Origin of the sequence: Pseudomonas sp. P116 (assembly GCF_020149425.1) — a bacterium.
Lineage (GTDB): Bacteria > Pseudomonadota > Gammaproteobacteria > Pseudomonadales > Pseudomonadaceae > Aquipseudomonas > Aquipseudomonas anatoliensis.
Map to the genome: position 1 here is coordinate 653,334 of NZ_JACVHB010000002.1, position 12,787 is coordinate 666,120.

General features: G+C 58.6%; 10 protein-coding genes. 7 read left to right on the forward strand and 3 right to left on the reverse strand.

The window, feature by feature from the left end; all coding sequences use genetic code 11:
* Positions 1-23: 23 nt before the first annotated feature.
* Complete coding sequence (locus ICA15_RS09335) at positions 24-674, reverse strand: GNAT family N-acetyltransferase (RefSeq protein WP_007912451.1); 651 nt, start codon at positions 672-674, stop codon at positions 24-26.
* 328 nt (positions 675-1,002) lie between these two features.
* On the opposite strand from ICA15_RS09335, the gene xthA reads away from it, so the two are divergent.
* Both xthA and ICA15_RS09345 read left to right on the forward strand, forming a co-directional pair.
* On the forward strand, positions 1,003-1,815 hold the full coding sequence (xthA, locus tag ICA15_RS09340; protein WP_150605358.1) for an exodeoxyribonuclease III: 813 nt from the start codon (positions 1,003-1,005) through the stop codon (positions 1,813-1,815).
* A gap of 162 nt (positions 1,816-1,977) precedes the next feature.
* Entirely contained in the window at positions 1,978-3,312 is a 1,335-nt protein-coding gene (locus tag ICA15_RS09345; RefSeq protein WP_210553084.1) for a substrate-binding domain-containing protein, read from the forward strand.
* 121 nt (positions 3,313-3,433) lie between these two features.
* Here ICA15_RS09345 and ICA15_RS09350 read toward each other — a convergent pair whose 3' ends face one another.
* On the reverse strand, positions 3,434-4,663 hold the full coding sequence (locus tag ICA15_RS09350) for an acyl-CoA dehydrogenase (RefSeq protein WP_150618355.1): 1,230 nt from the start codon (positions 4,661-4,663) through the stop codon (positions 3,434-3,436).
* Between the two features lie 172 nt (positions 4,664-4,835).
* Here ICA15_RS09350 and ICA15_RS09355 point away from each other — a divergent pair, with 172 nt between their 5' ends.
* The 3 genes from ICA15_RS09355 to ICA15_RS09365 all read left to right on the forward strand — a co-directional run bounded on the left by ICA15_RS09355 (position 4,836) and on the right by ICA15_RS09365 (position 7,371).
* On the forward strand, positions 4,836-5,771 hold the full coding sequence (locus ICA15_RS09355; RefSeq protein WP_150618354.1) for a LysR family transcriptional regulator: 936 nt from the start codon (positions 4,836-4,838) through the stop codon (positions 5,769-5,771).
* Positions 5,772-5,921: 150 nt separating this feature from the next.
* Positions 5,922-6,323, forward strand: coding sequence for a MerR family transcriptional regulator (locus tag ICA15_RS09360; RefSeq protein ID WP_150592331.1), 402 nt, complete (start codon positions 5,922-5,924; stop codon positions 6,321-6,323).
* Positions 6,324-6,471: 148 nt separating this feature from the next.
* The gene (locus ICA15_RS09365) at positions 6,472-7,371 is read left to right on the forward strand and encodes a hydroxymethylglutaryl-CoA lyase (protein ID WP_210553085.1); all 900 of its coding nucleotides are present in this window, start codon (positions 6,472-6,474) and stop codon (positions 7,369-7,371) included.
* A gap of 629 nt (positions 7,372-8,000) precedes the next feature.
* Here the strand turns inward: ICA15_RS09365 and ICA15_RS09370 are convergent.
* Complete coding sequence (locus tag ICA15_RS09370) at positions 8,001-9,695, reverse strand: AMP-binding protein (RefSeq protein WP_210553086.1); 1,695 nt, start codon at positions 9,693-9,695, stop codon at positions 8,001-8,003.
* A gap of 208 nt (positions 9,696-9,903) precedes the next feature.
* Between ICA15_RS09370 and ICA15_RS09375 the strand changes: the two genes are divergently transcribed.
* Both ICA15_RS09375 and ICA15_RS09380 read left to right on the forward strand, forming a co-directional pair.
* Positions 9,904-11,067, forward strand: coding sequence for an isovaleryl-CoA dehydrogenase (locus ICA15_RS09375; protein WP_042559915.1), 1,164 nt, complete (start codon positions 9,904-9,906; stop codon positions 11,065-11,067).
* A gap of 104 nt (positions 11,068-11,171) precedes the next feature.
* The gene (locus ICA15_RS09380) at positions 11,172-12,776 is read left to right on the forward strand and encodes a carboxyl transferase domain-containing protein (protein WP_210553087.1); all 1,605 of its coding nucleotides are present in this window, start codon (positions 11,172-11,174) and stop codon (positions 12,774-12,776) included.
* The last annotated feature ends 11 nt before the right edge of the window (positions 12,777-12,787 follow it).

Sequence of the window (12,787 nt, forward strand, 5' to 3'; positions counted from 1 at the left end):
ACTTGTCTCGAAAAGTTCGATCGTTATGCGGTCGCAGTTTGTAACACCTGCGGATTGGCATGGAAAAACACATGCTCGCGCACCGGGCCGACGGCAACTTCGCCGATCTCCTCGTAACCCTGTCGTTTGTAAAATTCCAGATAGCGTGGATTGCCAGTGTCGAGCACCACGCCTTGGGACGTTTCGTCCACCGCGCACCAGTTGTGTACGGCCGTCAGCAGTTGCTCGCCGAAGTGCTTACCCTGAAACTGCGGATGAATACCGAGCAGCGGCAACATGTGTACCGAATCACTCGGCACGCACGCGGCGACGGCATCGTGGTATTCCAGATAGCGCCGGGTGCAGCGAAAACCGGTGCTGAGCACCATGCGCAGGCGCCATGCCCAACTTTCGGTGATGCCCAGGCGGCGCTGCGGTGGCGCAATCAGGGCGATGCCGATCAGTCGGTCGTTGACCAGCAGGCCGATCGCGGGCAAGTCCTGCAGAAAATGTTGTTTGACCAGCTCGCGCACCGTCGCCCGCACGCGCTGCTCGTATCCGGGACGCTCGGCTTCGAACAGGTAACCGAAGGTCGGCTCGTGGCGATAGGCCTGATACAGCAGCGATCGGGCTTCGCGGGAATAACCGCGGTCGAGCATATGAATGTCGGCGATGGCGGTCTGGGTTTCAGGCATGACAGTGATTCTCCCCTGGCACCGCTTGAATGGCGGGGCTCTTGTTGGTACGAACCTTTTGCGGGTGGCGCGGTTCCCCACAGGTATAGACCAAAGCGGGATCTTCATCGACTGAACGGACGCCATCGCTGGCAAGCCAGCTCCCACAGGTTTCTCGGGTGTTCACAAAATTTGTGTTCGCTGGAGATCCCTGTGGGAGCTGGCTTGCCAGCGATGGCGCCATTGCAGACAGCACGAATCCCATAGACCAAACCGAATCTGCCTACCCCAACACTGGCCCCCATCCCACATGTCAGCTAGCATCGCCCTTTTGCCAGGACTGCCGACCATGAAGATTGTTTCCTTCAACATCAACGGACTGCGCGCCCGTCCGCATCAGCTGGCAGCGCTGATCGAAAAACACCAGCCGGACGTGATCGGCCTGCAGGAAACCAAGGTCCACGACGACCAGTTCCCGCTGGAAGAAGTACGCGCCCTTGGCTACCACGTGTATTTCCACGGCCAGAAAGGCCATTACGGCGTGGCAATGCTCTCGCGTCAGGAGCCGATTGCTATCCACAAAGGTTTCGCGACTGACGAAGAAGACGCCCAGCGCCGCTTCATCTGGGGCACTTTCGCTGACGCCAATGGCGTGCCGGTGACGATCATGAACGGCTATTTCCCACAGGGTGAGAGCCGCGACCATCCAACCAAATTCCCCGCCAAGCAGCGTTTCTACAGCGATCTGCAAACCCTGCTGGAAAGCCAGTTCAACAACGAGCAGCCGGTGGTGGTGATGGGCGATGTGAATATTTCCCCGGAAGACTGCGACATCGGCATCGGCCCGGACAACATGAAGCGCTGGCTGAAAACCGGCAAATGCAGCTTCCTGCCGGAAGAGCGCGAGTGGATGGCCCGCCTGAAAAACTGGGGCCTGACCGACAGCTACCGCCACCTGAACCCGGACGTGACCGACATGTTCAGCTGGTTCGACTACCGCAGCCGTGGCTTTGAAGATGAACCGAAACGCGGGTTGCGCATCGACGTGATCCTGGCATCCCACGGTTTGCTGCCACGGGTGAAAGCGGCGGGTGTCGACTATGAATTGCGCGGCATGGAAAAGCCTTCTGACCATGCGCCGATCTGGCTTGAACTGAGCTGATCCTCTTCAAGATCAAAAGATCGCAGCCTGCGGCAGCTCCTACAGGGAATGGTGTTTTTCTGTAGGAACTGCCGCAGGCTGCGATCTTTTCCTGTGTAATGTTTTGGTCATGCGCCTGACTTAATCTCCCCGGCAATCCCCTTGGCTTCAATTGGTGCCGGCATGAACCTGCGTGTTTTATTCGTGTTTCTGTTGGGCGCATGGCTGAAGGTCTCTGCCGCAGCCTTGCCCATTGCGCAAAACGGCCCCGCACTGCGCATTCAGGGTTCCAATACCATCGGCGCCGAACTCGGCCCGGCACTGGTTGAAGGCTTGCTGCAAGAACAAGGTCTGCTGAAGATTCACCGCGAAATCCCGGACGCTGCCAATGAACTGCGTATCGTCGGCCAGACTGCGCAAGGTCAACGCGTTGTCGTGGAAGTTGCCGCCCACGGTTCGAGTACCGGATTTATCGCGTTGAAAAACGCCAGCGCCGATCTGGCCGCTTCTTCCCGCGAGATCAAGGATGGTGAGTTACAGACACTGCAATCACTCGGTGATCTGAAAAGCCCCAGCGCTGAGCAAGTCATTGCCATCGATGGTCTGGCGATCATCCTTCATCCCGATAATCCATTGCAGCAACTGGATACCGAACAACTGGCGCGGATCTTCAGTGGCGAGCTAAAAACCTGGGAAGACCTTGGCGGGCGTGGTGGCGCCATTCATTTATATGCGCGGGATGATCAGTCCGGTACGTACGACACGTTTAAGGAACTGGTCCTGAGTCGTCGTGGGAAAAATCTGAGTAACGCGGCGAAAAGGTTTGAATCCAGCGAGCAGTTATCCGACGCCGTCAGCAGCGATCCGCAGGGTATCGGCTTCATCGGTTTGCCGTACGTGCGGCAGGCCAAAGCGGTGGCGATAGCCGATGGCGCGTCGCAATCGATGCTGCCACTCAACAGTTTGATCGCCACCGAGGACTATCCGCTGTCGCGACGATTGTTCTTCTATCTGCCGCCAGACAGTCAAAACCCGTGGGCCAAGGCATTGGTGGCGTTTGCGCAAAGTCGTCAGGGCCAGGCAATTGTTGCTTCCAACGGTTTTATCAGTCAGACCGTGCATGCGATGACCGTCGCACCGAATGCGCTGATGCCCGAGGGCTATCAATCCCTCAGCCGTCACGCCCAACGCCTGACAGTCAATTTTCGTTTCGAGGAAGGCAGCGCCAGCCTAGACAACAAGGCTCGGCAGGATCTGGCTCGGGTGTTCGACTATATAAAGCGCCACGACAAAACCGATCGCGCGGTAACGCTAGTAGGGTTTGGTGACCTCAAGGACGACCCGGCGCGGGCGGACTTGCTGTCCAGACTGCGGGCGATGGCCGTGCGACGTGAACTGGTGAAAAACGGCGTGGTGCTGCGCGAGGTGCGCGGGTTTGGCGCGCAGATGCCGGTGGCGGCCAATAGCGCGGATGAAGGCAGGATCAAGAATCGGCGGGTTGAGGTTTGGGTTTATTGAGTTTCAACTGATCGTTCCGATGCAGTGCCTGAATAAGATCAAAAGATCGCAGCCTTCGGCAGCTCCTACATTGGAATGTGTTCCCCTGTAGGAGCTGCCGAAGGCTGCGATCTTTTAGCTTTTAGCGCTCGCTACGCAGCATTTCCTTCGGCACATATTTGCCGATTTCGAACTTGCCGATCGCCGCGCGGTGCACTTCGTCGGGGCCGTCAGCCAGGCGCAGGGTGCGTTGCATGGCGTACATGTAGGCCAACGGGAAATCGTTAGACACCCCTGCCCCGCCATGCATCTGGATCGCCCGATCAATCACGCGAAGTGCCACGTTCGGTGCGACAACCTTGATCTGTGCGATCTCGCTCTTCGCCACTTTATTCCCGACAGTGTCCATCATGTAGGCCGCTTTCAACGTCAGCAGGCGCGCCATGTCGATTTCCATCCGTGAGTCGGCGATCTTGTCGACGTTACCGCCCAGACGCGCCAATGGTTTGCCGAATGCAGTGCGGCTCACCGAACGTTTGCACATCAATTCCAGCGCACGTTCCGCCATGCCGACCGAACGCATGCAGTGGTGAATTCGGCCTGGGCCAAGGCGACCCTGAGCGATTTCGAAGCCGCGTCCTTCACCCAACAGGACGTTTTCGTACGGCACGCGTACGTTGTCGAACAGCACTTCAGCGTGACCATGGGGCGCGTCGTCATAACCGAATACCGGCAGCGGACGGACGATTTTCACGCCGGGGGTGTCGACCGGCACGAGGATCATCGAGTGCTGCGCGTGGCGCGGCGCATCGGGATCGCTCAGGCCCATGAAGATAAGAATTTTGCAGCGTGGATCGCAAGCGCCGGAGGTCCACCACTTCTTGCCGTTGATCACCCACTCGTCGCCATCACGCACGGCGCGGGCGGCCATGTTGGTGGCGTCGGACGAAGCGACGTCCGGCTCGGTCATGGCAAACGCCGAGCGAATCTCGCCGCGCAGCAGCGGTTCGAGCCAGCGCTGTTTCTGCTCTTCGTTGGCGTAACGCACCAGTACTTCCATGTTGCCGGTGTCTGGCGCTGAGCAGTTAAACGGCTCTGGCCCCAACAAAGAGCGACCCATGATTTCTGCCAGGGGTGCGTATTCGAGGTTGGTGAGGCCGGCACCCAGTTCCGATTCCGGCAGAAACAGATTCCACAACCCCTGCGCCTTGGCCTTGGCTTTGAGCTCCTCCATGATCGCCGTCGGCTGCCAGCGATCGCCTTCGGCAACCTGGCGTTCGAACACGGCTTCGGCCGGGTAAACGTAAGTGTCCATGAACGCGGTTACGCGCTCACGCAGTTCTTGCACCTTGGGCGAATAAGCGAAATCCATGAGCAATTACCTTGTTGGGCAGAGGTTGTTTAAGTCATGCAATCGATGCTAGAACAGCGTTGATAATTTACCTAGCCTATTCTCGGCGTGTATTAACATTCATCACCGATATATGATCGGCTGATTGTCAGCCCCTCAAACACCTGCCCTTAAAAACAAGAGAAGCCGCGTTATGAATCTGAGCAAGGTCGACCTCAACCTTTTCATCGTCTTCGACGCGATCTACACCGAAGCCAACCTGACCCGTGCCGGGCAGATTGTCGGCATCACTCAGCCAGCGGTGTCCAACGCGTTGGCGCGGTTGCGCGAGACGTTTAACGACCCGCTCTTCGTACGCACGGCTCAGGGCATGGTGCCGACGCCGATGGCACAGAACATCATCGGCCCGGTGCGCAACGCGCTGTCGCTATTGCGCGTATCGGTTCAGGAAAGTCGAATTTTCAACCCGGCGCAAGCGGCCAAGACTTACCGCATCAGCATGACCGACCTCACCGAGGCAGTGATTTTGCCGCCGCTGTTCCAGCGTTTGCGCCGTTTGGCGCCGACGGTAATCATTGAAAGTTTCCTGTCCAAACGTCGCGAGACCACCAAGGAACTGGCGGCCGGACGTCTGGATTTTGCCGTTGATGCGCCGCTCAACACCGACCCGCAGGTGCGTCACGTCAAGCTGATGGAAGACCGTTATGTTTGCGCAATGCGTAAGGGCCACCCGATGGCGGGCAAGGAAAAATTCTCCCTCGATGACTATCTGTCGCTGACGCACATTCATATTTCCAGCCGCCGCAGCGGCCTCGGCTATGTGGACCTGGCCTTGGGCAAAATGGGCATTCAGCGCAAGATCGCATTGCGTTCGCAGCATTATTTGATGGCGTCCCAGGTGATGCAGCAGACCGACATGGTCATGACCGTGCCGGAGCGTTTCGCCCGTCGCCATGAATTGCATGCGTTTAATCTGCCGGTCAATGATGTGCCGCCGGTGGAGACGCATCTGTATTGGCATGAGAGCACCGATCAGGACCCGGCGAATCGCTGGATGCGCGAGCAGATGATCGAGTTGTGTCAGCAGGTGACGGCGCATGAGAAGAAGCTGGATAAGCAGGTGGTTTGAGGAAAGATCAAAAGATCGCAGCCTTCGGCAGCTCCTACATTTGTAAATTTCTCCCCTGTAGAAGATGGCGGTGGCTGAGATCTTTTCGTCCTTGACGTAAACGTCAACCTGCCATTAGCTTAGCGCCAAGACCTTTTATCGAGCGCTTTCATGAGCAGCCAGACCTACAGCATTTCCGACCTCGCCCGCGAGCTGGACATCACCACCCGGGCGATTCGCTTTTATGAAGAACAAGGCCTGCTCAGCCCCGAGCGTCGCGGCCAGGAACGCATCTATTCGCCCCGCGACAAAGTCAGCCTGAAGCTGATCCTGCGCGGCAAGCGCATCGGTTTCTCGCTGGCCGAATGCCGCGAACTGATCGAACTCTACGACCCGTCCAGCGGTAACACCAAACAACTCAACAGCATGCTGGCGAAAATCAGCGAGCGCCGGGAACAGCTGGAGCAGCAGTTGCTGGATATCGAACAGATGAAGCTGGAACTCGATACCGCCGAAGAACGCTGCGTGCAGGCGCTGGAGCAGACGCTCAAGAGCCAGCAAGTCACGCAATAATCAGCCATCACTCATTTCCTGTGGGAGCGGGCTTGCCCGCGATTAGGCCGGAACATCCAGCATTAATGTTGACTGACCCGACGCCATCGCGGGCAAGCCCGCTCCCACAGGGTTCTCCACGAACTCAAAATGTAAGCAGGTCAACGCCATGTCCCTCCCCTCCAAAGTACGCCTGATCGAAGTCGGCCCGCGCGATGGCCTGCAGAACGAAGCCCAGCCCATCAGCGTGGCTGACAAGGTGCAACTGGTCGACGCCTTGAGCGCCGCGGGCCTTGGCTATATAGAAGTCGGCAGTTTCGTCTCACCGAAATGGGTGCCGCAGATGGCCGGGTCCGCCGAGGTGTTCGCGCAGATCCAGCGCAAACCCGGCGTGACCTACGGCGCACTGGCGCCGAACCTGCGTGGTTTTGAAGACGCGGTCGCGGCTGGGGTCAAGGAGGTCGCGGTGTTCGCCGCTGCATCCGAAGCGTTCTCGCAGCGCAACATCAACTGTTCGATCAGTGAAAGCCTGGCGCGGTTTACGCCGATCATGGAGGCGGCGAAACAGCATGGCGTTACCGTGCGCGGTTACGTTTCCTGTGTGCTCGGTTGCCCTTACGAGGGCACGGTCGCGCCGGAGCAAGTGGCCATGGTTGCGCGCGAGTTGTACGCGATGGGCTGTTATGAAGTGTCGCTCGGCGACACCATCGGCACCGGCACCGCTGGCGCGACTCGTCGCCTGTTTGAAGTGGTTTCGGCGCAGGTGCCAAGAGAAAAGCTCGCCGGACACTTCCACGACACCTATGGCCAGGCAATGGCCAACATCTACGCCAGTCTGCTCGAAGGCATCGCGGTGTTCGACAGCTCTATCGCCGGCCTCGGCGGCTGTCCGTACGCCAAAGGTGCAAGCGGTAACGTCGCCACCGAAGACGTGGTTTACCTGCTCAACGGTCTGGGGATCGACAGCGGAATCGACTTGGACGCCTTGATTGCCGCGGGCCAGCAAATCAGCGCGGTGCTCGGTCGCCCAAGCGGCTCGCGCGTGGCCAAGGCCCGTAACGCACAGTGAGGCCAACGGTGTTACCGCTGCGTGCAGAATGTGGGCGCAAGCGAGTAACACGGAAACAAATTGTCTGGCTTTGGCCGGGCAACAAAACCTGGAAAAAGATCAAGCTGTTGATTTATAAGGCTTTTTAAAAGTTGGCACGCGTTCTGCTATCTCTATGGCATAACAAGAATAAAAAGCGGCAAACCAATAAAAATAAGACGTAACGACTCTGACATAACAAAAACAACACGGCAGAGACGCAGCTAACAGATTTTTTTGGAGAAGGTGTGCTTTTCAGGGTGCTCTCAGGAGTGACCCGCAACCGGGCAGAGAACAATAACACTACCCTCAGGTAGCTCCCGAATCGGTTGGATCGTTTAACGAGAAAGCAGATCAGCGCTCAAAAAAATACGTTTGCTCTTGACCCCGGATGGGGGTCGCCAAAAACAGCGGTAAAGGGCCACGGTTGCCAAAAACAACAACAGACCGACCCTCAATAATAAAAAAGAGCACGCGACGACAAAATTAAAGGGGAGCCTCGGCTCCCCTTTGTGCTTTCTGTGATTTGTGTTTTTTAAAAGATCGCAGCCTTCGGCAGCTCCTACAGGGGATTGGTGTAGGAGCTGCCGAAGGCTGCGATCTTTTGATCTTCAACTCACTGTTTTCAGCTCCTCGATACTGATCTCACGCATCCTGAACTTCTGGATCTTGCCGGTCACCGTCATCGGAAACTCTTCTACAAACTTGAAATGCCGCGGCGTCTTGAAGTGCGCGATGCGCTCCTTGCACCAGGTTTGCAGCTCCAGTTCGGAAGCATTGTGGCCGGGATGAAATTTGATCCAGGCAACGATCTCCTCACCGTACCGAGAACAAGGAATGCCGATCACCTGCACGTCCGCCACGGCCGGATGGGTGAAGAAGAACTCCTCCAGCTCACGCGGATAAACATTCTCGCCACCGCGAATGATCATGTCCTTGTTACGTCCGGCGATGTTCACGTAGCCATCGTCATTCATGCTCGCCAGATCGCCGGTGTGCATCCAGCCGGCCTCATCGATGGCCTCGGCGGTGGCCTGCGGATTGCTCCAGTAGCCGAGCATCACACTGTAACCACGGGTGCAAAGTTCGCCGATGGTGCCGCGCGGCACCAGGTTGCCGGCCTCGTCGATGATCTTGCTTTCAAGTTGCGGTTGGGTGCGGCCGACCGTGGTTACACGCAGTTCCAGTTCATCCTTCGGCCCGGTCTGTAGCGAAACGGGGCTGGTTTCGGTCATGCCGTAGGCGATCTGCACTTCACTCATGTGCATCTCGCTGATGACCCGGCGCATGACTTCGATCGGGCAGGTGGCGCCAGCCATGATGCCGGTGCGCAGGCTAGACAGATCGAATTCGCCGCGCTGCGGCTGATCGAGCATGGCGATGAACATGGTTGGCACGCCGTAGAGCCCGGTGGCTTTTTCTTCGGCGACGGTTTGCAGGGTCAGCAACGGATCGAACGCATCATTGGGGTAAATCATCGTGCTGCCGTGGGTGATACAACCGAGATTGCCCATGACCATGCCGAAGCAGTGATACAGCGGCACCGGGATCACCAGTCGGTCACGCGGCGTCAGGCCGATGCTTTCGCCGACCATGTAACCGTTATTGAGAATGTTGTAGTGACTGAGGGTCGCGCCCTTGGGGAAACCGGTGGTACCGGAGGTGTACTGGATGTTGACCGGTTGATCGAAGTGCAGGCTGTCGCTGCGCTCATGCAGTTGTTGCGCGGCGATGCTCGCGGCCATATCGGCCAGTTGCGACCACGGCAGGAAACCCGACGGCGGTTGTGCGTCGAGGCTGATCACGCCACGCAGATCCGGCAATAGCTCGCTTTGCAATTGGCCGATGGATTGCTCCGCCAGTTCCGGCAGCAGTCCCTGCAACATGCCGTGATAGTTGGAGGTCTTGAATGCTCCGGCACAGACCAGCCAGTTGCAGCCCGACTGCTTGAGGACATATTCAAGTTCGGAGCTACGGTAGGCCGGGTTGATGTTGACCAGGATCACCCCGATCTTCGCGGTGGCGAATTGGGTGATGCACCACTGCGCGCAATTCGGCGCCCAGATGCCGAGTCGATCACCTGACTGCAATCCCAACACCAGCAAAGCCCTGGCATGCAGATCCACCGCTTCCGCGAGCTGTCGCCAGGAGTAGCGCAGTTGCTGATGGCGCACCACCAACGCCTCGCCGTCCGGGTATTGCGCGACGGTCTGGTCGAACTTCTGCCCGATGGTCATCGCCAGCAAGGCTTTGTCTTGGGATCCGCGGGTGTAACTGCGCTGCGGATTTGCACTGGGTTGATCCATGACGACCCCTATTGTCTTTATTAGTGGGTTTGCCGGATTAGTCCCTCGGGGACAGCCCGGTTTCTATCTTGAACTGTCTCTACTCTCGCCTAAGTTGACGTTAACGTAAAGTGTGATTGACAGCCACTCATCGCAGGCTTACGTTAACGTCAAGGTGAGAGCTGAACCGACGCCCTCCCCACCCTACAAAAAAGCCAAAAGGTGACCCATGAGCTACCCATCCCTGAACTTCGCCCTCGGTGAAACCATCGACATGCTGCGCGATCAGGTTCAGTCCTTCGTCGCTAAAGAGATCGCCCCACGCGCGGCGCAAATCGACAGCGACAACCTGTTCCCCGCCGACATGTGGGGCAAATTCGGTGACATGGGCCTGCTCGGTATCACCGTGCCGGAAGAGTACGGTGGCGCTGGCCTTGGGTATCTGGCGCACGTAGTGGCGATGGAAGAAATCAGCCGCGGCTCGGCCTCGGTGGCGTTGTCCTACGGCGCGCACTCCAATCTCTGCGTCAACCAGATCAACCGCAACGGCAACCACGAACAGAAAACCAAATACCTGCCGAAGCTGATCAGCGGCGAGCACGTCGGCGCGCTGGCGATGAGCGAGCCGAACGCCGGTTCTGACGTGGTTTCAATGAAACTGCGCGCCGACAAACGTGGCGACCGCTACGTCCTCAACGGCAGCAAAACCTGGATCACCAACGGCCCCGACGCCAATACCTACGTGATCTACGCCAAGACCGATCTGGAAAAAGGCGCCCACGGCATCACTGCATTTATTGTCGAGCGCGACTGGAAAGGCTTCAGCCGCAGCAACAAGTTCGACAAGCTCGGCATGCGCGGCTCCAACACTTGCGAGCTGTTTTTCGATGACGTCGAAGTGCCGGAAGAGAACATCCTCGGCGTGCTCAACGGCGGCGTGAAAGTGCTGATGAGCGGCCTCGATTACGAGCGCGTCGTGCTGTCCGGCGGCCCGACCGGGATCATGCAGTCGTGCATGGATCTGATCGTCCCGTACATCCACGACCGCAAGCAGTTCGGCCAGAGCATCGGCGAGTTTCAGCTGATCCAGGGCAAAGTCGCCGACATGTACACCCAACTCAACGCCAGCCGCGCCTACCTCTACGCGGTGGCCCAGGCCTGCGAGCGCGGTGAAACCACGCGCAAGGACGCTGCCGGCGTAATCCTTTACACCGCCGAACGTGCCACGCAGATGGCCCTCGACGCGATCCAGATTCTCGGCGGTAACGGTTACATCAACGAATTCCCCGCCGGTCGTCTGCTGCGTGACGCCAAGCTGTACGAAATCGGTGCCGGCACCAGTGAGATCCGTCGCATGTTGATCGGTCGTGAACTGTTCAACGAAACGAAATGAATTTCGTCAGCGGCAAGCTGCGAGCGTCAAGCGGCAAGAGACATGCGCTCTCGCCTCAACTTGCAGCTCGTAGCTTGAAACTTGAAGCTGCTACGGAGTAGCACATGATTCTGCACACTCAGCTCAATCCTCGTTCAGCGGAATTCGCCGCCAACAGCGCGGCGATGCTCAAACAGGTCGACGCCCTGCACACCCTGCTCGCGCAAATCGCGCAAGGTGGCGGCGCGAGAGCCCAGGAACGCCACACCTCGCGCGGCAAACTGCTGCCGCGTGAACGCATCAACCGCCTGCTCGATCCGGGCTCGCCGTTTCTGGAAATCAGCCAGTTGGCCGCCCACGCGGTCTATGGCGAAGACGTTCCGGCCGCAGGCGTGATCGCCGGGATCGGCCGGGTTGAAGGCGTCGAATGCATGATCGTCGCCAACGATGCGACGGTGAAAGGCGGCTCGTACTATCCATTGACCGTAAAAAAACACCTGCGCGCGCAAACCATCGCCCAGCAAAACCGCTTGCCGTGCATTTATCTGGTGGATTCGGGCGGTGCCAATCTGCCGCGTCAGGACGAAGTGTTCCCGGATCGCGAACACTTCGGGCGGATCTTCTTTAACCAGGCCAACATGAGCGCGATGGGCATTCCACAGATCGCCGTGGTCATGGGCTCGTGCACCGCCGGCGGCGCTTACGTGCCGGCGATGGCCGACGAAGCGATCATGGTGCGCAACCAGGCAACGATTTTCCTCGCCGGCCCGCCGCTGGTGAAAGCCGCGACCGGGGAAGTGGTCAGCGCCGAGGATCTGGGCGGCGCTGATGTGCATTGCAAAGTTTCCGGGGTGGCCGACCATTACGCCGAAAGCGACGAACACGCCCTGGCCCTTGCCCGCCGCAGTGTCGCCAACCTTAACTGGCGCAAGCTCGGCGAAGTGCAACAACGCGCGCCGATTGCCCCGCTCTACGCCAGCGACGAGTTGTACGGCGTGGTCTCGGCCGACGCCAAGCAACCGTTCGATGTCCGCGAAGTAATTGCGCGGCTGGTCGATGGCTCGGTGTTCGATGAATTCAAAGCACTGTTCGGCACTACGCTGGTGTGCGGTTTCGCCCATCTGCACGGCTACCCCATCGCCATCCTCGCCAACAACGGCATCCTCTTCGCCGAAGCTGCGCAGAAAGGCGCGCACTTCATCGAACTGGCGTGCCAACGCGGCATTCCGCTGCTGTTTCTGCAAAACATCACCGGCTTCATGGTCGGCCAGAAATACGAGGCCGGCGGTATCGCCAAGCACGGCGCAAAACTGGTAACCGCTGTGGCGTGCGCCAAGGTGCCGAAATTTACCGTGATCATCGGCGGCAGCTTTGGCGCGGGTAACTATGGCATGTGCGGTCGCGCCTACGATCCGCGCTTCCTGTGGATGTGGCCGAACGCGCGGATTGGCGTGATGGGCGCCGAACAAGCAGCGGGCGTGCTGGTTCAGGTCAAGCGCGAACAGGCCGAACGCAGCGGGCAGGCGTTCAGCGCCGAGCAGGAAGCCGAGATCAAGCAGCCGATTCTCGACCAGTACGAAGAACAGGGTCACCCCTACTATTCCAGCGCACGGCTGTGGGACGACGGCGTCATCGACCCGGCGCAGACCCGCGATGTATTGGCTCTGGCCTTGTCCGCGTCGTTGAACGCGCCTATCGAACCGAGCCGCTTCGGCGTGTTCCGGATGTGATCGGGAGAATC